18 protein-coding genes and 2 tRNA genes are annotated in these 22,322 nt (G+C 60.4%); 16 read left to right on the plus strand and 4 right to left on the minus strand.

Annotated features, from left to right (window positions below):
- Positions 1–14 precede the first annotated feature (14 nt).
- The 10 genes from ACF6ZU_RS15320 (at position 15) to ACF6ZU_RS15365 (ending at position 12,995) form a co-directional block, all read left to right on the plus strand.
- Positions 15–1,394 carry an N-acetylmuramoyl-L-alanine amidase gene (locus ACF6ZU_RS15320; RefSeq protein WP_392893833.1) on the plus strand — a complete coding sequence of 460 codons (1,380 nt, stop codon included), beginning with the start codon at positions 15–17 and terminating at the stop codon, positions 1,392–1,394.
- A complete protein-coding gene (mutL, locus tag ACF6ZU_RS15325; RefSeq protein ID WP_392884977.1) occupies positions 1,391–3,298 on the plus strand; it encodes a DNA mismatch repair endonuclease MutL in 1,908 nt (635 codons plus the stop codon). The genes ACF6ZU_RS15320 and mutL overlap by 4 nt, the downstream gene beginning before the upstream one ends.
- Positions 3,298–4,269: a tRNA (adenosine(37)-N6)-dimethylallyltransferase MiaA gene (gene miaA, locus ACF6ZU_RS15330; RefSeq protein WP_392884979.1), complete on the plus strand. Its 972-nt coding sequence runs from the start codon at positions 3,298–3,300 to the stop codon at positions 4,267–4,269. Before mutL ends, miaA begins: the two co-directional genes overlap by 1 nt.
- A 93-nt stretch (positions 4,270–4,362) precedes the next feature.
- Entirely contained in the window at positions 4,363–4,623 is a 261-nt protein-coding gene (gene hfq, locus ACF6ZU_RS15335; protein ID WP_007902656.1) for an RNA chaperone Hfq, read from the plus strand.
- Positions 4,624–4,635: 12 nt separating this feature from the next.
- Positions 4,636–5,937: a ribosome rescue GTPase HflX gene (gene hflX / locus ACF6ZU_RS15340; RefSeq protein ID WP_392884987.1), complete on the plus strand. Its 1,302-nt coding sequence runs from the start codon at positions 4,636–4,638 to the stop codon at positions 5,935–5,937.
- Positions 5,938–6,033: 96 nt separating this feature from the next.
- The gene (gene hflK, locus ACF6ZU_RS15345) at positions 6,034–7,206 is read left to right on the plus strand and encodes an FtsH protease activity modulator HflK (protein ID WP_392884989.1); all 1,173 of its coding nucleotides are present in this window, start codon (positions 6,034–6,036) and stop codon (positions 7,204–7,206) included.
- Entirely contained in the window at positions 7,206–8,075 is an 870-nt protein-coding gene (gene hflC, locus ACF6ZU_RS15350) for a protease modulator HflC (protein WP_392884991.1), read from the plus strand. Before hflK ends, hflC begins: the two co-directional genes overlap by 1 nt.
- Positions 8,076–8,377: 302 nt before the next feature.
- The gene (locus ACF6ZU_RS15355; protein ID WP_392884993.1) at positions 8,378–9,565 is read left to right on the plus strand and encodes an ATP phosphoribosyltransferase regulatory subunit; all 1,188 of its coding nucleotides are present in this window, start codon (positions 8,378–8,380) and stop codon (positions 9,563–9,565) included.
- 55 nt (positions 9,566–9,620) lie between these two features.
- The gene (locus ACF6ZU_RS15360; RefSeq protein WP_392884994.1) at positions 9,621–10,910 is read left to right on the plus strand and encodes an adenylosuccinate synthase; all 1,290 of its coding nucleotides are present in this window, start codon (positions 9,621–9,623) and stop codon (positions 10,908–10,910) included.
- A 150-nt stretch (positions 10,911–11,060) separates the two neighbouring features.
- Complete coding sequence (locus ACF6ZU_RS15365) at positions 11,061–12,995, plus strand: methyl-accepting chemotaxis protein (RefSeq protein ID WP_392884996.1); 1,935 nt, start codon at positions 11,061–11,063, stop codon at positions 12,993–12,995.
- Between the two features lie 106 nt (positions 12,996–13,101).
- Here ACF6ZU_RS15365 and ACF6ZU_RS15370 read toward each other — a convergent pair whose 3' ends face one another.
- From ACF6ZU_RS15370 to ACF6ZU_RS15385, 4 genes are all read right to left on the minus strand, one after another.
- Positions 13,102–14,667: an ABC transporter permease gene (locus ACF6ZU_RS15370; protein ID WP_392884997.1), complete on the minus strand. Its 1,566-nt coding sequence runs from the start codon at positions 14,665–14,667 to the stop codon at positions 13,102–13,104.
- Positions 14,667–15,677: an iron ABC transporter substrate-binding protein gene (locus ACF6ZU_RS15375; RefSeq protein ID WP_392884999.1), complete on the minus strand. Its 1,011-nt coding sequence runs from the start codon at positions 15,675–15,677 to the stop codon at positions 14,667–14,669. Before ACF6ZU_RS15375 ends, ACF6ZU_RS15370 begins: the two co-directional genes overlap by 1 nt.
- Positions 15,678–15,961: 284 nt before the next feature.
- A tRNA-Leu gene (locus tag ACF6ZU_RS15380) sits at positions 15,962–16,048 on the minus strand.
- A gap of 166 nt (positions 16,049–16,214) precedes the next feature.
- Positions 16,215–16,301 (minus strand) — tRNA-Leu (locus ACF6ZU_RS15385).
- Between the two features lie 224 nt (positions 16,302–16,525).
- On the opposite strand from ACF6ZU_RS15385, the gene rnr reads away from it, so the two are divergent.
- The 6 genes from rnr to rplI all read left to right on the plus strand — a co-directional run bounded on the left by rnr (position 16,526) and on the right by rplI (position 22,290).
- A complete protein-coding gene (gene rnr / locus ACF6ZU_RS15390) occupies positions 16,526–19,144 on the plus strand; it encodes a ribonuclease R (protein ID WP_392885001.1) in 2,619 nt (872 codons plus the stop codon).
- Positions 19,141–19,908: a 23S rRNA (guanosine(2251)-2'-O)-methyltransferase RlmB gene (gene rlmB / locus ACF6ZU_RS15395; protein ID WP_392885002.1), complete on the plus strand. Its 768-nt coding sequence runs from the start codon at positions 19,141–19,143 to the stop codon at positions 19,906–19,908. The genes rnr and rlmB overlap by 4 nt, the downstream gene beginning before the upstream one ends.
- Positions 19,909–20,212: 304 nt before the next feature.
- Positions 20,213–20,635 carry a 30S ribosomal protein S6 gene (gene rpsF, locus ACF6ZU_RS15400; protein ID WP_008035342.1) on the plus strand — a complete coding sequence of 141 codons (423 nt, stop codon included), beginning with the start codon at positions 20,213–20,215 and terminating at the stop codon, positions 20,633–20,635.
- Positions 20,636–20,663: 28 nt separating this feature from the next.
- Positions 20,664–20,894 carry a 30S ribosomal protein S18 gene (gene rpsR, locus ACF6ZU_RS15405; protein ID WP_002551829.1) on the plus strand — a complete coding sequence of 77 codons (231 nt, stop codon included), beginning with the start codon at positions 20,664–20,666 and terminating at the stop codon, positions 20,892–20,894.
- A gap of 36 nt (positions 20,895–20,930) precedes the next feature.
- Entirely contained in the window at positions 20,931–21,824 is an 894-nt protein-coding gene (locus tag ACF6ZU_RS15410; protein ID WP_392885028.1) for a hypothetical protein, read from the plus strand.
- 19 nt (positions 21,825–21,843) lie between these two features.
- Entirely contained in the window at positions 21,844–22,290 is a 447-nt protein-coding gene (rplI, locus tag ACF6ZU_RS15415; protein WP_150580985.1) for a 50S ribosomal protein L9, read from the plus strand.
- The last annotated feature ends 32 nt before the right edge of the window (positions 22,291–22,322 follow it).

The raw sequence follows: 22,322 nt of genomic DNA on the forward strand, positions 1-22,322 counted from the left end.
TAGCTGCCGTAGGGATGTTGTTTTTGGCGGTGACCGTCGACGCTGTGGCCGACACGAAGGTCAACAGCGTTCGTCTGTGGCGGGCGCCGGACAACACACGGTTGGTGTTCGACCTGACCGGGCCGGTGCAGCACAGCGTTTTCACCCTGACAGCCCCGGACCGACTGGTGATCGACATCAACGGCGCCACTCTCGGCGCGCCGCTGAACGTCTCCACCGCCAACACCCCGATCACCGCCATGCGCTCGGCCCAACGCACGCCGACCGACCTGCGGGTGGTCATCGACCTGAAAAAAGCCGTCACGCCGAAAAGCTTTACCCTGGCGCCGAACGCCCAGTACGGCAACCGCCTGGTGGTCGATCTGTTCGATAACGCCGCCGACGCCGCGCCGATTCCGCCGCCGACCAACGTTGCCACCGTAGCGCCGGTGCCGGTCACGCCGGTCGATCCACCGGTCAAGCTGCCGCCCGCTCCGGCCGGCAAGCGCGACATCATCGTGGTCATCGATGCCGGTCACGGCGGCGAAGACCCGGGCGCCTCGGGCTCGCGCGGCCAGCGTGAGAAAGACGTGGTCCTGGCCATCGCCCGCGAATTGCAGCGCCAGGTCAACGGCATGAAAGGCTTCCGCGCCGAGCTGACCCGTACCGGCGACTACTTCATCCCGTTGCGCGGCCGTACCGAAATTGCCCGCAAGAAAGGCGCTGACCTGTTCGTTTCGATCCACGCCGACGCCGCGCCGTCTGCCGCTGCGTTCGGTGCCTCGGTGTTTGCCCTGTCTGATCGCGGCGCCACGTCTGAAACCGCCCGTTGGCTGGCCGACAGTGAAAACCGTTCCGACTTGATCGGCGGCGCCGGCAACGTCAGCCTCGACGACAAGGACCGCATGCTCGCAGGCGTGCTGCTCGACCTGTCGATGACCGCCTCGCTGACCTCCAGCCTGAACGTCGGCCAGAAGGTGTTGAGCAACATCGGCCGCGTCACGCCGCTGCACAAACAGCGTGTTGAGCAAGCCGGGTTCATGGTGTTGAAGTCGCCGGACATCCCGTCGATCCTGGTGGAAACCGGGTTCATCTCCAACGCCAACGAAGCCTCGAAGCTCGCGGCGTCCAGCCACCAGCAAGCGCTGGCCCGTTCGATCAGCAGCGGCGTGCGCCAGTTCTTCCAGCAGAACCCGCCGCCGGGTACGTACATCGCCTGGCTGCGTGATTCCGGCAAGATCGCCCAAGGCCCGCGGGATCACCGGGTCAACCCGGGCGAGACGCTGGCAATGATTGCCGTGCGTTACCAGGTGTCCCCGGCCACCTTGCGCAGTGCCAACAATCTGAAGAGTGACGAGCTGAAGATTGGTCAGACCCTGACCATTCCCGGTACTGAACTGGCGTCCAAAGAATGAATCAGGCCGTGATCAATAGCGCTCGCATCGAGCTGCTCAGCCCGCGACTGGCGAACCAGATTGCCGCCGGTGAAGTAGTCGAGCGCCCGGCTTCGGTGATCAAGGAGTTGCTGGAAAACAGCCTCGACTCCGGCGCCAAACGCATCGATGTCGATGTCGAGCAGGGCGGCGTCAAGCTGCTGCGGGTGCGTGACGACGGCAGCGGCATCTCCGCCGATGACCTGCCGCTGGCCCTGGCCCGTCACGCCACCAGCAAGATCCGCAACCTGGAAGACCTTGAGCAGGTGATGAGCCTCGGGTTTCGCGGTGAAGCACTCGCCTCGATCAGCTCCGTGGCGCGCCTGACCCTGACGTCGCGCACCCGCGATGCCGACCAGGCCTGGCAGGTCGAAACCGAAGGCCGGGACATGGCGCCGCGCGTCCAGCCCGCCGCTCACCCGGTAGGCACCTCGGTGGAAGTGCGTGACTTGTTCTTCAACACCCCGGCGCGCCGCAAGTTTCTCAAGACTGAAAAAACCGAATTCGATCACTTGCAAGAAGTGATCAAGCGCCTGGCGCTTGCGCGCTTCGACGTGGCGTTCCATTTGCGCCACAACGGCAAAACCATCCTCAGCCTGCATGAAGCCCATGACGACGCGGCCCGCGCCCGGCGAGTGGCGGCGATCTGTGGTTCGGGGTTCCTGGAGCAGGCGCTGCCGATCGAAATCGAGCGCAACGGCCTGCATTTGTGGGGTTGGGTCGGTTTGCCGACGTTCAACCGCAGCCAGGCGGACTTGCAGTATTTCTTCGTCAATGGCCGTGCCGTGCGCGACAAGCTGGTCGCCCACGCGGTGCGTCAGGCCTATCGCGACGTGCTGTTCAACGGCCGGCACCCGACCTTCGTGCTGTTCTTCGAAGTCGATCCGGCCGGTGTCGACGTCAACGTGCACCCGACCAAGCACGAAGTGCGTTTCCGTGATGGGCGCATGGTCCACGATTTCCTCTACGGCACCCTGCACCGCGCCTTGGGTGATGTGCGCCCGGATGATCATCTGGCGGCACCGGTGGCGACTGCCATCGTTCGTCCGAGTGGCATCGAGGCGGGTGAATTCGGTCCGCAGGGCGAAATGCGCCTGGCGGCCAATGCGCTGCTGGAGCAGCCCCAGGCACAGCCGTCGTTCAATACGGCAGGCTCGGGCGCGGGCGCCGGTTATCAGTATCAATACACGCCGCGTCCACAGTCCGGCGTACCGGCGGCTGAAGCCCAGGCGGCTTACCGTGAGTTTTTTGCACCGTTGCCAGAAGCCAATGCCGTCGCGCTTCCGGCCGGTCAGGACGATATTCCACCGCTGGGTTACGCATTGGCGCAGCTCAAAGGCATCTACATCCTTTCGGAAAACGCCCAAGGGCTGGTGCTGGTGGACATGCACGCCGCCCATGAACGGATCATGTACGAGCGCCTGAAAGTCGCGATGGCCAGCGAAGGCTTGAGTGGCCAGCCGCTGTTGGTCCCGGAATCCCTGGCGGTGAGCGAGCGTGAAGGTGATTGCGCCGAAGAAAACGTCGCGTGGTTCCAGCGCCTGGGCTTTGAGCTGCAGCGTCTCGGCCCGGAAACACTGGCTATTCGGCAGATTCCGGCCCTGCTCAAGCAAGCGGAAGCCAACCGGCTGGTCAGCGATGTGCTGGCCGATCTGATGGAGTACGGCACCAGCGACCGGATTCAGGCGCATTTGAACGAATTGCTCGGCACCATGGCCTGCCACGGCGCGATCCGGGCGAACCGGCGCCTGGCCCTGGCGGAAATGAACGGTCTGCTGCGCGACATGGAAAACACCGAGCGCAGCGGTCAATGCAACCATGGCCGACCGACCTGGACCCAATTGGGCCTGGACGATCTGGACAAACTGTTCTTGCGCGGTCGTTGATGAGCCAGCTCCCACCTGCGATTTTCCTGATGGGCCCGACCGCAGCGGGCAAGACCGACCTGGCCATCGAACTGACCAAGGTCCTGCCGTGCGAGCTGATCAGCGTTGATTCGGCGCTGGTCTATCGCGGCATGGACATCGGCACCGCCAAGCCTTCGAAAGAGATACTGGCCGAGTTTCCGCACCGCCTGATCGATATTCTCGACCCGGCAGAGAGCTATTCGGCTGCGGATTTCCGCCGTGATGCCCTGGAAGCCATGGCCGACATCACCGCGCGCGGAAAAATTCCGCTGCTGGTGGGCGGCACAATGCTCTATTACAAGGCTTTGCTCGAAGGTCTGGCGGACATGCCTGCTGCTGATCCCGAGGTCCGTGCGCAGATCGAAGAAGAAGCTGCACGCCTTGGCTGGCAAGCCCTGCACGACCAGTTGGCGATCATCGACCCGGAATCGGCGGCGCGTATTCATCCGAACGATCCCCAGCGACTCAGTCGAGCACTGGAAGTTTATCGTGTCAGTGGTCAGAGCATGACCGAGCTTAGACTGAGACAATCTGCGCAAAGTACTGAAGCAGCCGCTTCGGGACTGCAACAATTGCCCTATACTGTCGCGAACTTGGCCATTGCTCCGGCAAATCGTCAGGTACTGCACGAGCGAATTAAACAAAGATTCACTTTAATGTTGGAACAGGGATTCATTGACGAGGTCGTAGCCCTGCGTGAGCGAAGTGACCTGCATTCCGGGTTGCCGTCTATACGTGCAGTAGGCTACCGACAAGTCTGGGACTACCTGGATGGCAAGCTGACGAAAGCCGAGATGCAGGAGCGTGGAATCATTGCCACGCGCCAGTTGGCCAAGCGTCAGTTCACCTGGCTGCGCAGTTGGGCTGATTTACACTGGTTGGACAGCCTGGATTGCGACAATCTGCCGCGCGCCTTGAAATACCTTGGGACCATCTCCATATTGAGCTGAGTCCTTGCAATTGCCGTCTATCCTTGGGGGTGTGACGGCACAAGCCATCTGATTACCTATTTTTTATATTGAATCCTTAAAGGAGTGCGGCACATGTCAAAAGGGCATTCGCTACAAGACCCTTACTTGAATACTTTACGTAAAGAGAAAGTTGGGGTGTCCATCTACCTGGTCAACGGGATCAAACTGCAAGGTACGATCGAGTCTTTCGACCAGTTCGTCATCCTGCTGAAAAACACCGTCAGCCAGATGGTTTACAAGCACGCTATCTCTACAGTGGTACCGGTTCGCCCGATTCGTCTGCCTAGCGCAACCGAATCCGAAGCAGGTGACGCTGAGCCAGGTAACGCCTGATAGGAGTCTCCTTTGTTCTTTGAGCGCCACGGTGGTGGTGAGCGGGTGATCCTCGTTCACTTGGATGGACAGGACCCTGAGGCGCGCGAAGATCCGCAGGAGTTTCAGGAATTGGCTAATTCGGCCGGCGCCGAGACCGTTGCGTTTTTTAACGTGCCGCGTCATCGGCCAACCGCCAAATACCTGATTGGCAGCGGCAAGGTCGAGGAGCTGCGCGACCTGGTCCATGCCGAAGAAGCCGATCTGGTGATCTTCAATCACACGCTTACGCCCAGTCAGGAACGTAACCTCGAACGTGTTTTCGAGTGTCGCGTGATCGACCGCACCGGTCTGATTCTCGATATTTTCGCCCAACGCGCTCGTACCCATGAAGGCAAGCTCCAGGTCGAACTGGCCCAGCTTGACCACATGAGCACCCGACTGGTTCGCGGCTGGACCCACCTTGAGCGTCAAGGCGGCGGTATCGGCATGCGTGGTCCGGGTGAAACCCAGCTGGAAACCGACCGCCGTCTGCTGCGGGTTCGCTTGCGCCAGATCAAGGGCCGGCTGGAAAAAGTGCGCAGCCAGCGCGAACAGTCGCGCCGCGGCCGTATGCGTGCGGATATTCCTACCGTGTCTCTGGTGGGGTATACCAACGCCGGCAAATCCACGCTCTTCAATAACGTGACGAAATCCGACGTTTACGCGGCCGACCAGTTGTTCGCCACGCTGGACCCGACCTTGCGCCGTCTGGAACTGGACGACATGGGGCCGATTGTCCTGGCCGACACCGTGGGCTTCATTCGCCACTTGCCTCACAAGCTGGTCGAGGCATTTCGGTCTACGCTCGAAGAGTCGAGCAACTCTGACCTGCTGTTGCACGTGATCGATGCGGCCGAACCGGATCGCATGTTGCAGATCGAGCAGGTGATGGTGGTGCTGGGCGAGATTGGTGCCCAGGACTTGCCGATCCTCGAGGTCTATAACAAACTCGATTTGCTTGAAGGCGTTGAGCCACAAATCCAGCGCGATGCCGACGGCAAGCCGCAACGGGTCTGGCTCTCGGCGCGTGATGGCAGCGGTCTGGAGTTGCTTGAACAAGCCATTGCCGAGTTGCTGGGCAGTGAGTTGTTTGTGGGGACCTTGCGCTTGCCGCAACGATTCGCTCGACTGCGTGCGCAGTTCTTCGAACTCGGGGCGGTGCAGAAAGAAGAATACGACGAAGAAGGTGTCAGCTTGCTGGCCGTTCGATTGCCGCGCTCGGAGCTCAATCGGCTGGTCAGCCGTGAAGGCGTTGTGCCGGCGGAGTTCATCGAACAACACACTTTGCAATAAAAGCCTGAGAAAGCGGTTGTGCCGCAGAGACAGGCATTCTGTAGCATTGGTCGGCGCGCCGTGGGTGCGTCTTTGCTTTATCAGATGGAGAGCGCTATGGCTTGGAATGAGCCGGGTGGCAACTCGAATAATCAGGATCCTTGGGGTGGCAAGCGCCGCAATAACGGCGACCGCAAGGGACCACCGGATCTCGACGAGGCCTTCCGAAAGCTGCAGGAAAGCCTGAACGGGTTGTTCGGTGGTGGTAAGAAACGTGGGGATGACGGCGGTGGTCCGGGCAAGAGTGGTGGCTTCGGCGGCCTGCTCGGCATCGGCCTGGTCGTACTGGCAGCCGTGTGGCTGTACAGCGCGGTGTACGTAGTGGACGAGCAGGAGCAAGCCGTGGTGCTGCGCTTCGGCAAGTACTACGAAACCGTCGGCCCGGGTCTGAACATCTATTTCCCGCCGATCGATCGCAAGTACCTGGAAAACGTCACGCGTGAGCGTGCCTACACCAAGCAGGGTCAAATGCTGACTGAAGACGAGAACATCGTCGAAGTCCCGCTGACCGTGCAGTACAAGATCAGCAACCTGCAGGACTTCGTGCTGAGCGTCGATCAGCCGGAAATCAGCCTGCAGCACGCGACCGAAAGTGCCTTGCGCCACGTGGTGGGCTCCACCGCGATGGACCAGGTGCTGACCGAAGGTCGCGAATTGATGGCCAGCGAAATCAAGGAGCGTCTGCAACGCTTCATGGATACCTATCGCACCGGTATCACCGTGACTCAGGTCAACGTACAAAGCGCAGCGGCACCGCGTGAAGTGCAGGAAGCCTTCGATGACGTGATCCGTGCCCGTGAAGACGAGCAGCGTTCGCGCAACCAGGCTGAAACCTACGCCAACGGCGTCGTGCCGGAAGCCCGTGGTCAAGCACAGCGCATCATCGAAGACGCCAACGGCTACCGTGATGAAACCGTCTCGCGCGCCAAGGGTGAGGCCGATCGCTTCACCAAGCTGGTCAGCGAGTACCGCAAGGCACCTGAAGTCACCCGTGAGCGTCTGTACCTGGACACCATGCAGGAAGTCTTCAGCAATACCAGCAAGGTTCTCGTGACCGGCAACAAGAATGGCCAGAGCAATCTGCTCTACCTACCGCTGGACAAGATGGTCGAAAGTGGTCGCAACACCAGCACTCCGGTGACCGGTGCGGCAGCCACCAGCAATGAAGCGAATGCGCGTGCGGCAGCTGATCTGCAGCAACAGCAAGCACGTACCAGGGAGAGTCGCTGATGAGCAATAAATCGCTGATCGCCCTTATTGTCGGCGTCGTCGTGGCGATCGCAGCCTGGAACTGCTTCTACATCGTGGCTCAGACCGAGCGTGCGGTGCTGCTGCAGTTCGGTCGCGTGGTTCAGACCGATGTTCAGCCAGGCCTGCATGTGAAAGTGCCTTACGTTAACCAGGTGCGTAAATTCGACGCACGCCTGATGACGCTGGATGCACCGACACAACGCTTCCTGACGCTGGAAAAGAAAGCCGTCATGGTTGATGCCTACGCCAAGTGGCGTGTGAAGGACGCCGAGCGTTACTACACCGCGACGTCCGGCCTCAAGCAGATTGCTGACGAGCGTCTTTCCCGTCGTCTGGAATCGGGCCTGCGTGACCAGTTTGGTAAGCGCACCCTGCACGAAGTGGTGTCCGGTGAGCGCGATGCGCTGATGACCGATATCACTGGGTCGCTGAACAAGATGGCGGAAAAAGAGCTGGGCATCGAAGTCGTCGATGTTCGGGTCAAGGCCATCGACCTGCCGAAAGAAGTGAACCGCAGTGTGTTCGAGCGTATGAGCTCCGAGCGTGAGCGTGAAGCTCGCGAGCACCGCGCCAAGGGAAACGAGCTGGCAGAAGGCATCCGTGCCGACGCCGATCGTCAACGCCGCGTGCTGCTGGCGGAAGCCTATCGTGAATCCGAAGAGGTTCGCGGTGACGGTGATGCCCAGGCTGCTGCGATCTACTCCAAGGCCTACGGTCAGGATCAGGAGTTCTACGGTTTCTACCGTAGCCTGCGAGCCTACCGTGAAAGCTTCGCGAACAAATCCGACGTCATGGTCCTGGACCCAAGCAGCGACTTCTTCCGTTACCTGGAAAAAGCCAAGCCTTGATACGACGTTGACCTGAATCATCCCCGCCTGGCGGCTAAAGCCTCGGGCGGGGTGATCCTTTGGGAAAACGTGTGTATGATGCGGCAGCCGGGAAATTCCCGGCTTTTTTGCGTCTGCACGTTTGATTGCTGTTGGCAGGCAGGCGCTCGAGTTGAATGGCTCGACAGGTTTTTCGAGGAAATTGGTTGGCGAGGCTTATTTTCAGGCTTCTCGCCGCGTTGTTTATGCGCGGAGTAATCATTTTCTGCTTCACTCAAGGCTCGCCCATAGGCTGGCCGCCCGGACCATAGGGGAATGGCGTAATGGCAACGGTAGACCGCTGGCTGCTGCCAGATGGCATCGAAGAAGTACTGCCACCGGAGGCGGCGCGCATTGAAGTTGCGCGTCGTCAGGTGTTGGATCTGTTCCAGAGCTGGGGTTACGAGTTTGTCGTGACTCCCCATATCGAGTACCTGGAATCCTTGCTGACCGGCGCGGGCCAGGACCTCGATCTGCGTACCTTCAAGGTCATCGACCCGCAATCGGGCCGGCAAATGGGTTTCCGTGCCGACATCACGCCGCAAGTGGCGCGCATCGATGCGCACACCCTGCGTCGCGAAGGCCCGAGCCGTCTGTGCTACGCCGGCAGCGTGCTGCATGCTCAGCCGCGTGCCTTGTCGTCCTCGCGCAGCCCGATTCAGCTGGGCGCCGAGTTGTACGGCGATGGCAGCCCGAGCAGCGACGTGGAAGTGATCAGCCTGATGCTGTCCATGCTGCAACTGGCCGATGTGCCGGATGTGCACATGGACCTCGGTCATGTCGGCATCTACCGTGGCCTGGCCCGTGCGGCCGGTTTGTCCGGTGAAGTCGAGCAGCAGTTGTTCGATGCATTGCAACGCAAGGCCATCGACGAGGTCATTACCTTGACCGAAGGCTTGCCTGCCGATCTGTCGGGCATGCTGCGGGCGTTGGTTGATCTGTGCGGTGGGCGTGAAGTGCTGCAAGCGGCGCGCGGTCGTCTGGCGAATGCGCCGGCACCGGTGTTGGCGGCGCTGGACGATCTGGTGGCGATTGCCGAGCGTCTGTCCACGCGTTTCCCTGAGTTGCCGCTGTACTTCGATCTGGGCGAGTTGCGCGGCTACCACTACCACACCGGTGTGGTGTTCGCGGTGTTCGTACCGGGTGTTGGCCAATCCATTGCCCAGGGCGGTCGTTACGACGACATCGGTGCCGACTTCGGTCGCGCCCGTCCGGCAACCGGCTTCTCTACCGATTTGAAAACCCTGGTGACCCGGGGGCGTGCTGAGATCGAGCTACCGTCTGGCGGTATCTGGATGCCTGACAGTACGGATGCGGCACTCTGGCAGCAGGTTTGCCAGTTGCGCAGTGAGGGTCAGCGTGTCGTTCAGGCATTGCCTGGGCAACCTTTGGCCGCCGCCCGTGAAGCGGACTGCGACCGGCAATTGATTCAGCAGAACGGGCTTTGGCAAGTATCGCCACTGGCTTCTTGAGTTTTCCTGTCGGCCCGTGGCCGGCACCAAGTTTGCGCGAATGAGGACAAGTGTTATGGGTAAGAATGTCGTAGTCCTGGGCACCCAATGGGGTGATGAGGGCAAAGGCAAGATCGTTGATCTGCTGACCGAACATGCTGCCGCCGTAGTGCGCTACCAGGGTGGCCACAACGCGGGTCACACTCTGGTGATCGATGGCGAAAAAACCGTCTTGCACCTGATCCCGTCGGGCGTGCTGCGCGAAGGCGTGCAGTGCCTGATCGGCAACGGCGTGGTGGTTGCACCTGACGCCCTGCTGCGGGAAATCGTCAAGCTGGAAGAGAAAGGCGTACCGGTGCGTGAGCGCCTGCGTATCAGCCCGTCCTGCCCGCTGATCCTGTCCTTCCACGTTGCGCTGGATCAGGCCCGTGAAAAGGCCCGTGGCGAGCTGAAGATCGGTACGACCGGTCGCGGCATCGGCCCGGCTTACGAAGACAAGGTTGCGCGTCGCGGCCTGCGTGTTGGCGACTTGCTCAACATGCCGCGCTTCGAAGACAAGCTGCGTGAACTGGTGGATTACCACAACTTCATGCTGGTGGGTTACTACAAAGAGCCGGCCATCGAGTTCGAAAAGACCCTGGCTGAGTGCAAGGAATACGCTGAGCTGCTCAAGCCGCTGATGCTGGACGTGACGGCCGAGCTGCACGACCTGCGTCGCGCTGGCAAAGACATCATGTTTGAAGGCGCTCAAGGTTCGTTGCTGGACATCGACCACGGTACCTACCCGTACGTCACCAGCTCCAACACCACCGCTGGCGGCGTTGCGACCGGTTCGGGTGTTGGCCCGATGTTCCTGGACTACATCCTGGGCATCACCAAGGCTTACACCACTCGTGTGGGTTCGGGTCCGTTCCCGACTGAGCTGTTCGACGAAGTCGGTGCGCACCTGGCCAAACAAGGTCACGAGTTCGGCGCAACGACCGGCCGTGCCCGTCGTTGTGGCTGGTTTGACGCCGTTATCCTGCGTCGCGCTATCGATGTGAACAGCATCTCGGGCATCTGCCTGACCAAGCTGGACGTACTCGACGGTCTGGAAACCATCAACATCTGCGTCGGCTACAAAGATGCCGCAGGTAACGATGTTGCCCCGACTGACGCTGACAGCTACGTCGGCCTGCAGCCGGTGTACGAAGAAGTGCCGGGCTGGACCGAATCGACCGTGGGCGCCAAGACCCTGGAAGAGCTGCCAGCTAACGCACGTGCCTACATCAAACGCGTCGAAGCGCTGATCGGTGCGCCGATCGACATTATTTCGACGGGCCCTGATCGCAACGAAACCATCGTTCTGCGTCACCCGTTCGCTTAATAAGTCGTTGATGTAAAAAACAAAGGGCCCTTATTTGGGCCCTTTGTCGTATCTGTCTGTAGGACGGCATGACCTTTGCTGTGATGTTGATTAAAAGCATGTCTTCTGGCGTGCCATCAATTTAATGGCGTCAAAGTAGAGGGATATCAAGTGTCGGCGGTTCTCTCATTGTTACAAAGCCGTCTACTACGGCCGGTGTTCGTTACCCTTGGTATCGCCCTTTTGGTGCAGGTGCTGGTGGCTGTCGCCCTCACGCGGAGCACAGTGACTGCACTGGAAGCCGATCTGGGTGTGCGCCTGGGCGCGGACAGTCAAAAACTTTCCGGCGAGCTTGAGCAGGCGGGACGTGAAGTCACGTCGAGCCTCGACAGCCTCTCCGCCAGTACGCGGCAGCGCCTCACGGCCGGTTTGTCCTCGCGACTGGAGGAAGAACAGGCGCAGTTGCGTAAGACATTGGAAAACGCCCTGAAGGACTCCGCCAATGATATGGCGCAGCTTCTGGCCTCGGTCGCCCCCCGCGCCATGTGGGACAGCGACGTTCCAACCCTCTCCGAATTCGCCCGCCGTGCCCAGCGCAATCCCAACGTGCTGTTCGTGGTTTATGACGACGCGACCGGGCAGCACCTGACGCGCTACCTCAACCGCGAAAACCCGATCAACAAGGCCCTTCTGGAGAAAGGCCAGGGCGAGCGCGCATTGGACAAAGTGCTGGATGCGGCGAAGAACGATCCGTCGGTCTACTACCTCGAGGCTTCGATCAATCCGAATGGCGTGGAAATAGGCAAGGTCTTGATGGGCGTCTCCACCGCCTCGGTGGAGGCCGATCTGGCGGCGCTGGACAAGCGCTTCTCCGCGCTGATCGCCAGCAGTGATCAGCTGGTCGGCGACAGCCTCAAAGGCGCGGCCGCTGACAGTGCCACGGCGATGCGTGCGCGCCTGACCTCTGCTCAATCCACCGCTTCAGAAATGAAAGCCAACACCACTGGCACCGTGCAGGAAGCGGCGACGACCTTGCGCTGGCGCATTGGCGTGGGCCTGGCGCTGGTCGGTTGCGGCGTGTTGCTGTTGCTGGCCGTGGTGCTTGGGCGTCGTGTGGTCAATCGCTTGAAGATGCTGATTACCGCGATGGACGATCTGGCGGCGGGCGAGGGCGACCTGACCAAGCGTGTGCAGATCAACAGCAAGGATGAAATCGGCGACATGGCCTCGGCGGTCAATCGCTTTGTGGACAAGTTGCAGCCGATCGTGCGTGAAGCGGGCGATGTCGCCCAGCGCACGGGCGTTGAGATCGGTGCCATGACCCTGCGCAACGCCGGCGCCGATGCGGCGGCGGGTATGCAGCGCGACGAAGTGGCCGAGAGTCTGCGCGCGTTGTCGCAAATGGCTGACGAAGCCCAGTCTGAAAGCCACGCCATGCAGGCGGCCTTGCAGCAAGTGGTGGACATCCGTTCGGCCACCGATGAAAACACCCGGACCTCGGCGAAAGTCGGCAGCCTGATCGAGGCCTTGGCCGGGCAAGTCGATACCGGTTCGAAAGTCATCGAGCGACTGGCGCAGCAAAGTGAACAGATTGAAGTGGTCTTGACCGTGATTCACGGGATTGCCGAGCAAACCAACCTGCTGGCCTTGAACGCGGCCATCGAGGCGGCGCGTGCCGGTGAGACCGGTCGTGGCTTCGCGGTGGTGGCGGATGAAGTGCGGGCGCTGGCGAGCAAGACCCAGAGTTCGACAGGTGACATTCAGGCGCACATCGTCGCTTTGCAGCAAGGCGCACGTGAGGCCGTAGCGGCGATCGGTCAGGCCGGGCGTCAAGCCAACGAAGGCTTGCTGGTATTGCGTGACAGTGCGCGGTTGCAGCAGTCGGTGCAGGCTTCGGTCGAGCAGGTGCACGCGGCGATTGGTCTGGCGACGCAGGCGGCGGCGCATCAGGCGCAAGGCGCGCAGGCGGTGCGGGGTCGGGTCGAGACCATTCATGCGCAGGCTGAGAAGGCTGCCCAGGCGGTGGTGGAAACCACGGCCAGCGGCAAGGTGCTGGATGGCCTGGCGGCGCAGCTCAAGGCGAGCCTGGGGCAGTTCAGGGCTTAGGATTTGTGTTGCTGCGTCTGACATCATCGCCGGCAAGCCGGTCTCGCTCCCACATTGGAATGCATTCCCCTGTAGGAGCGAGACCGGCTTGCCGGCGATGGCAATCTCAGCGGCTCAAATACATCCGGGTGGTCAGCAGGTAAACCGGCAACCCCGACACCAGAATCAACAGCGCCGCATAAGGCGCCGCCGCCGCAAACTCCACATTCGCGGTATGCGCCCAGACTTCCGTCGCCAGCGTATTCAGTCCGGTCGGGCTCAGCAGCAGCGTGGCCGTCAGTTCCTTCATCGCATCCAGAAACACCAGCGCAAACGCGGCACCCAGCGCCGGGAAAATGATCGGCAGGGTCACCCGGCAAAACGCACTGAGCGACGATGCCCCAAGCGTGCGCGCCGCCTCTTCCAGCTGTGGCGCAGCCTTGTTCAGTGCCGTACGAATCGGCGCCTGCGCCAGCGGCAGAAACAGCAGCGCGTAAGCGATCAACAGTAACGCCGATGTCTGGTACAGCGCCGGCACGTAGTGCAGGGCGAAATACACCAGCGTCAGTGCGATCACCAGCCCAGGCAGCGCATGCAGCAGGTACGGCAGGCGCTCTGCCCAGATGGCCAGCTGACCTTTGTAGCGCACCACCAGCAAGCCCACCGGCACCGCCAGCACCAGACACAACGCCGCGCCGCCCAGGGACAGCGCAAGGGATGACAGCAGCGCCTCGCCGATCGCCGCCACCGGAAACGCCGCCGACGAACCCACCGCCAGCCAGTACGCCAGCATGCCGAGGGGAATTCCACTGCCGATGATCGCCAGCGCCAGGCAATACACTTGCCCCGCAGCGGCCCAGGGTCCAAGGCGAACCTGTTCCGCGCGCCGTGCCGCGCCCTGACCGGTGCGCACATGCCGACCTTTGCCGCGCACGCGCAACTCCAGCCACAGCAGCATCAGGCACATGGCCAGAAGCACAGCGGAAAGCATCGCCGCATTGGCGTTGCTGAACTCCAGTTCGAACTGTTGGTAGATCGCCGTGGTGAAGGTCTGCAGGCCGATGATCGACAGCGCGCCGAATTCCACCAGCATGTGCAGCGCGATCAGCAGCGAGCCGGCAAGCAATGACGGCCAGAGCAGTGGCAGGGTAATTTTGAAAAACACACCCCAGCGATTCTGCCCCAGCGTCCGTGCCGACTCTTCGAGAGAGGGATCCAGATTGCGCAGCGTTGCTGCGACCGGCAGAAAGATCAGCGGGTATTTGGACAGGGTCATCACCAGGATTGCCCCGCCCAAACCTTCGAAATGAGCGCTCAGCGAGACCCAGGTGAAGCTGCTGACAAACGCTGGCACCGCGAACGGCAGACACAGGATCACACCCCACAAGCGCCGTCCCGGCAGGTTGCTTCGCTCCAGCAGCCACGCCAGCGACAGGCCGATCACGCCGCAGGCGACCGTCACGCCCACCATCAACGCCAGCGTATTGCGCAACAAGCCGAACACGTAGGGGCGCCACAGTAAATGCAGCGCTTCGGCCCAGCCCGCCTGCCAGGTCTTGAGCCCGACATAGGCCAACGGCAAAAGACTGAGCACCACCAAGAGCAACACCGGCAGCAGCAACCAGATCGATGGCCGCTTGCGCCGTGGCACGTAACCCCCGCGCGCAGCGGGGGCGGATAACGATGCGCTCATCAGTTCAAGCCAACGTCACGTTCCAGATCCAGGGCTTCTTCGGCGTTACCGAGGTCGGCTGGCGTGACGTTCGGTGCTTGCAGTTCGCTGAACGGCTTGAGGCCGCGATCCGACTCCATACCTTTGTGCAGCGGGTATTCGGCGGTGGTCTGAGTGATCACGCGCTGGCCTTCTTCGCTGGCCATGTAGGCGAGGAATTGCTGGGCTTCTTTCGGGTGTTTGCTGGATTTCAGCACGGCAGCGCTGGATACGGTGATCAGCCCGCCAACGTCGCCGCCGGTGAAATAATGCAGTTTCGAATCGAGCTGGCCTTTTTCACGCTGCAAGGCGAACCAGTAGTAGTTGTTCACCAGAACGGTGGCGACTTCGCCGTTCTCCACTGCTTTCAGGGCGACCATGTTGTTGCTGTAGGTCTTGCCGAACGCGCGCAGGCCGGTCAGCCATTCCTCCGCTGCGTCCATGCCATGCACCTTGATGATCGCAACGGCTTGTTCCTGGAACGCGCCGCTGGTGGGAACGAAGCCGACCTTGCCTTGCCATTTCGGGTCGGAGAATTCCATCACCGATTTCGGCAGGTCTTTTTCGTCGATCAGTTTCGGGTTGAACGCCACCACGCGCACTCGCGCGGTGATGCCGATCCAGGTGCCATTGCCGGCGACGTAGTCTTTCGGCAGGACGGCGAGGGTGGCGGCATCGGTTTGCGCCAGCAGGCCTTGTTCGCCGAGTTTATTCAGCGGTGGTGATTCTTCGGTGTAGATCACGTCGGCGGGGGAGCGATCGCCTTCTTCCACGACCTGGCTGGCGAGCTGATTGCTGCTGCCTTTGCGCACATTGACATGGATGCCGGTCTTGGCTTCGAAGGCTTTGGCGACGGCGTCGCCGACTTCCTTGTGTTGACCGTTATAGAGTGTCAGGGAAACTGGATCAGCAGCCTGGGTGAGGGGAGTAGCGATGGTCAGGCCGAGCAGGGTGATGGTCAGGCCGCGGCGCAGGGTATTTCGAAACATCATTCGCAGGGTTCCTCACTGTCGCATTGCAAAAACTTGCAACAATGATAAACGATATTGTTTCTCAAGTGCGCCTTGCGGAAAGCTGCCCAACTCCTGTAGGAGCGAGCCTGCTCGCGATGGGCGAGATCGATGGCGCGTGCTGTCTGGTAAATCGCGGTGCCTGTGAGTTCATCGCGAGCGGGCTCGCTCCTACAGGGTGTGTGGTGTTTTTCGGATGCCAGAAACGCAAAAACCCGCTTTCGCGGGTTTTTGTGAAATTCCAGAGTGAACTCTGAAATTTGAATTGGTGCCCAGAAGAAGACTCGAACTTCCACGACCGTAAGGTCACCAGCACCTGAAGCTGGCGTGTCTACCAATTTCACCATCTGGGCATAATCTTCAGCGTTGCCGCTGTTGATGTGGCGCACTATACGGAGAGCGATTTGATCTGTAAACCCCTGATTTGGTTTTAATAAATCAGATGCTTAGAATGCAAAAAACCCGCTTTCGCGGGTTTTTGTATGAGCCTTGAAATTGATCTAATCTCAAGCTCGAAATTGGTGCCCAGAAGAAGACTCGAACTTCCACGACCGTAAGGTCACCAGCACCTGAAGCTGGCGTGTCTACCAATTTCACCATCTGGGCAGTATCGGCAACGTCTCCGTCGTCGATGGCGCGCACTATACGGAGCGTCTTTTTAACTGTAAACCCCCGGTGCTAAAAAAACCTGAAAAATATTACCAGCGGCATTCAAATCAGCTTCGCGGTGTCGATAAAGGGCTTTAGATGGGCTCTTATAGCCTGAAATTTCCCGTTTCATTACGCCTATGCCAAACTAACCCGCATATAGACAAGGTGAAAACTCTCTAATGGCCGATTGGCAGTCCCTCGATCCCGAGGCCGCTCGTGAAGCGGAAAAATATGATAACCCTATTCCTAGCCGCGAACTGATCCTTCAGCACCTTGCTGATCGGGGTTCGCCTGCTAACCGCGAGCAGCTGGTCGAAGAGTTTGGTCTGACCACAGAAGACCAGATCGAAGCCCTGCGCCGCCGCCTGCGCGCCATGGAGCGCGACGCTCAACTCATCTATACCCGTCGCGGCACTTATGCGCCGGTGGACAAGCTTGATCTGATCCTTGGCCGCATCAGCGGTCACCGTGACGGCTTTGGCTTCCTGGTTCCGGACGACGGCAGCGACGACCTGTTCATGAGCCCGGCGCAGATGCGTCTGGTGTTCGATGGCGACCGTGCCCTGGCCCGTGTTTCCGGCCTGGACCGTCGTGGTCGCCGCGAAGGCATGATCGTCGAAGTGGTGTCTCGCGCTCACGAAACCATCGTCGGCCGTTACTTCGAAGAGGGCGGTATCGGCTTCGTGGTGGCGGACAATCCGAAGATCCAGCAGGAAGTGCTGGTCACACCTGGCCGCAACGCCAACGCCAACATCGGTCAGTTCGTCGAAGTGAAGATCACTCATTGGCCGACTCCACGCTTCCAACCGCAAGGCGATGTGGTTGAAGTCGTGGGCAACTACATGGCGCCGGGCATGGAAATCGATGTCGCCCTGCGCGCGTACGATATCCCGCACGTCTGGCCTGAAGCGGTGTTGAAAGAAGCCGCTAAGCTCAAGCCTGAAGTCGAAGAGAAAGACAAAGAGAAGCGCATCGACCTGCGCCATCTGCCGTTCGTGACCATCGACGGTGAAGATGCGCGCGACTTCGATGACGCCGTCTACTGCGAAGCCCGGCCGGGCAAGTTGCGCTTGTTCTCCGGCGGCTGGAAGTTGTACGTGGCGATTGCCGACGTCTCCAGCTACGTGAAGATCGGTTCGGCGCTGGACAACGAATCCCAGGTTCGCGGCAACTCCGTGTACTTCCCGGAGCGCGTGATACCGATGCTGCCTGAGCAGCTGTCCAACGGTTTATGCTCGCTGAACCCGGAAGTCGATCGCCTGGCCATGGTTTGCGAGATGACCATCTCCAAATCCGGCGAAATGACCGACTACTGCTTCTACGAAGCGGTCATTCACTCCCATGCCCGCCTGACCTACAACAAGGTCAGCGCGATGCTGGAAACGCCGAAAGTCACTGAAGCTCGTCAGCTTCGTGGCGAATACAAAGACGTATTGCCGCACCTCAAGCAGCTTTACGCGTTGTACAAAGTGTTGCTGGGTGCTCGTCACGTCCGTGGCGCGATCGATTTCGAAACTCAGGAAACCCGGATCATCTTCGGGACCGAGCGCAAGATTGCTGAAATCCGTCCGACCGTGCGTAACGACGCGCATAAGCTGATCGAGGAATGCATGCTGGCGGCCAACGTGGCCACTGCGGAATTCCTGAAAAAGCACGAAATTCCGGCGCTGTATCGCGTCCACAATGGTCCGCCGCCGGAGCGCCTGGAAAAGCTGCGCGCCTTCCTCGGTGAGCTCGGCCTGTCCCTGCACAAAGGCAAGGACGGTCCGTCGCCGAAGGATTACCAGGCCTTGCTGGCAAGCATCAAGGACCGTCCGGATTTCCACCTGATCCAGACCGTCATGCTGCGTTCGTTGAGCCAGGCGGTGTACAGCGCTGATAACCAGGGCCACTTCGGCCTGAATTACGAAGCCTATACCCACTTCACCTCGCCGATCCGCCGCTACCCGGACTTGCTCACGCACCGGGCAATCCGCAGCGTTATCCACTCCAAGCAAGACACCCCGCACGTTCGTCGTGCTGGTGCGATGACCATTCCGAAGGCGCGCATCTATCCGTACGACGAAGCAGCGCTGGAGCAGCTCGGCGAGCAATGCTCGATGAGCGAGCGCCGTGCCGACGAAGCGACCCGCGACGTCGTGAACTGGCTCAAGTGCGAGTTCATGAAAGACCGCGTGGGCGAATCGTTCCCGGGTGTGATCACCGCCGTGACCGGTTTTGGCCTGTTCGTCGAACTGACCGATATCTACGTCGAAGGCCTGGTGCACGTCACCGCGCTGCCGGGTGATTACTACCACTTCGATCCTGTGCACCACCGCCTCGCCGGCGAGCGCACCGGTCGCAGTTTCCGCCTGGGCGACACCGTTGAAGTGCGCGTGATGCGCGTCGACCTCGACGAGCGCAAGATCGACTTCGAGATGGCTGAAAAAACCATCAGCGCGCCGATTGGCCGCAAGAAGCGCGGGCATGAAACGGCTGCCCCTGCGGCCAAAACCGCCGCAGAGCCGGCACCGGCGAAAACCGGTCGTCGTCCTGCCAAGGAAAAGGCTGTAGAGGCCTATCGCCCGAGCGATGCCGCGGCGAAAAACGCCGAGCTGCGCAAAAGCCGCGAACTGAAACAGGCGTTGCTGTCTGAAGCGAAAAGCGGTGGTAAAGCGGCGTCTGGGGGAAAGACCGGGCGGTCGGCGCCTGACAAGGCTCCCGGCAGCAAGCCAAGCAAACACCGTAAAGGTCCGCCGAAAGCGGGCTCGGCCCCAGCCAAAAGCGGCGGGGCGCGTAAACCTAAGGCCAAGTCATGAGTCAGTTGGAAAAGATCTATGGCGTGCACGCGGTAGAAGCATTGCTGCGTCACCACCCGAAACGCGTCAAGCAGATCTGGCTGGCGGAAGGCCGCAGTGATCCGCGGGTTCAGACGCTGATCGAACTCGCGGCCGAAAACCGCGTGGCCGTCGGCAATGCCGAGCGTCGCGAACTGGATGCCTGGGTTGAAGGCGTGCACCAGGGCGTGGTCGCGGACGTAAGTCCGAGCCAGGTCTGGGGCGAAGCCATGCTCGACGAGCTGCTCGATCGCACCGAAGGTGCACCGCTGCTGCTGGTGCTCGACGGCGTGACCGATCCGCACAACCTTGGCGCTTGCCTGCGTTCGGCCGATGCGGCCGGTGCGCTGGCGGTCATCGTGCCGAAGGACAAGTCAGCCACGCTGACCCCGACAGTGCGGAAGGTCGCCTGTGGCGCGGCGGAAGTGATTCCGCTGGTCGCCGTGACCAACCTGGCGCGTACGCTTGAAAAGCTCAAGCAGCGCGGCTTGTGGGTTGTCGGTACTGCGGGCGAAGCTGAGCAGAACTTGTATCAGCACGACATGACCGGCCCGACCATCCTGATCATGGGTGCGGAAGGCAGCGGCATGCGTCGCCTGACCCGCGATCTTTGCGACTACCTGGTGCACCTGCCGATGGCCGGCAGCGTCAGCAGTCTCAACGTGTCCGTGGCCACCGGTGTCTGCCTGTTCGAAGCGCAGCGCCAGCGCAGCGTAAAAGCCGCCGGGACTGCCAAGAAGTCCTGAGTCGTACAGATCCAAATGTGGGAGCGGGCTTGCTCGCGAATGCAATGTCTCATTCAGCAACAATGTTGAATGTCACACCATTCGCGAGCAGGCCCGCTCCCACAGTGTTTTGTGGTTGGGCGAAGATTGGCGGTTGTTCAAATAATCACCAATTGCCTTGCACCTCTCCTGTCCCTTCTCTACAATTGCGCCCCTTGCTGTGACGGCAGGCACGCATGTGTCTATCGCAAGCAAGTCCATAAGTGTCATTCACTCCTTGTCTGACCGCTTTTGAGCGGCAGGCTACAACCCGTAAGGAGCATTCATGCGTCATTACGAAATCATCTTTTTGGTCCACCCGGATCAAAGCGAGCAAGTCGGCGGCATGGTTGAGCGTTACACCAAGCTGATCGAAGAAGACGGCGGCAAAATCCACCGTCTGGAAGATTGGGGCCGTCGTCAACTGGCCTACGCAATCAACAATGTTCACAAGGCTCACTACGTGATGCTGAACGTTGAGTGCACTGGCAAGGCCCTGGCCGAGCTGGAAGACAACTTCCGCTACAACGATGCAGTGATCCGTAACCTGGTCATCCGTCGCGAAGAAGCCGTTACCGGCCAATCCGAGATGCTCAAGGCTGAAGAAAACCGCAGTGAGCGCCGTGAGCGTCGCGACCGTCCTGAGCACTCCGACGCCGAAGGCGTTGATGGTGATGACAGCGACAACAGCGATAACGCTGACGAGTAATCCACGGACCTTTTGAGGAGCCTATTACATGGCACGTTTCTTCCGTCGTCGTAAATTCTGCCGCTTCACCGCTGAAGACGTGAAAGAGATCGATTACAAAGATCTCAACACTCTGAAAGCTTACGTATCCGAGACCGGCAAAATCGTTCCAAGCCGCATCACCGGTACCAAAGCACGTTATCAGCGTCAGCTGGCCACCGCTATCAAGCGCGCCCGCTTCCTGGCCCTGCTGGCCTACACCGACAGCCACGGCCGCTGAGACCGGGCAGTCGACACGTAGCAAAGGATTGAAAGCATGCGTGCCATAGCTGAGTTCATCATGCGCGGCCGTATGCAGGCCACTCTCGTAGTGGCTGGATGCGCGGCATTGCCGTTGTTGTATTGGTTGGGTGCTGCCGCGGGAAGCTTCGTGCTCCTGCGGCGCGGATTGAAGGACGCCATTGGCGTACTTGCTCTGGGACTGCTGCCGGCGTTGATCTGGTGGCTTTACTCCGACGACCCACGGGCACTTCTGGTGCTGCTGGGGTCTTCGAGCCTTGCGTTGGTTTTGCGCGCAAGCGAGTCCTGGAACCGCGTGCTGCTGGTCAGCATAGCGATGGGAGTGGTGTTTGCAGTGGTGCTGGGGACAGCTTTTGCTCCCCAAATCGAGATGCTGGCGCAGGCCTTGATCAAGGTCATGCCGTCGCTACTCGGTGATGTCTACCAGAAGTTGTCGGTAGACGAGCAAGCGCATTTTGCGTCCCTGATTGCACCGGTCCTGACCGGCCTGATTGCGGCCTTGTTGCAAATCGTCAGTGTGCTGAGCCTGATTGTCGGGCGCTACTGGCAGGCGTTGTTGTACAACCCGGGTGGTTTTGGTCGCGAGTTTCGCGCCATCCGCTTCCCGCTGGGGCTGGCGATGTTACTGCTGGCGTTCATGCTGCTGGGACCGAACATCGGTCCACAGATGGCCATGTTGACGCCGTTGTGCAGTGTACCGCTGGTGTTCGCCGGGCTGGCCCTGATTCACGGGCTGGTGGCGCAAAAGCGACTGGCCAGGTTCTGGCTGGTGGGGTTGTACGTCACGCTGTTGCTGTTCATGCAGCTGATCTATCCGTTGCTGGTGGTCCTGGCCATCGTCGACAGCCTGATTGATTTTCGCGGTCGTTCGGCGCCGAAAGACGTCGATAGCGCGAACGGTGAAGGTTAAAAGTTAAGAGGATTTTCACATGCAACTGATCCTTCTGGAAAAAGTCACCAACCTGGGCAACCTGGGTGACAAAGTGAACGTTAAGGCTGGTTACGGTCGTAACTACCTGCTGCCTTACGGCAAAGCTACCGCTGCGACCGCTGCCAACCTGGCTGCGTTCGAAGAGCGTCGCGCTGAGCTGGAAAAAGCCGCAGCAGACCGTAAAACTTCGGCTGAAAGCCGTGCCGCCCAACTGGCTGAGCTGGAAGTGACTATCACTGCCACCGCTGGTGACGAAGGCAAGCTGTTCGGTTCGATCGGCACCCACGACATCGCTGATGCACTGACCGCCTCCGGCGTTGAAGTGCAGAAGAGCGAAGTTCGTCTGCCGAACGGCACTATCCGCAACGTAGGCGAATTCGACGTAGCCGTGCACCTGCACGCCGAAGTTGAAGCCACCGTACGCGTTGTCGTGGTAGCAGCTTAAGCAGCACTTGTCGGCTGGCACCCTCGGGTGCT

Origin of the sequence: Pseudomonas migulae, from assembly GCF_043225285.1 — a bacterium.
GTDB classification, from domain to species: Bacteria; Pseudomonadota; Gammaproteobacteria; order Pseudomonadales; family Pseudomonadaceae; genus Aquipseudomonas; species Aquipseudomonas migulae_C.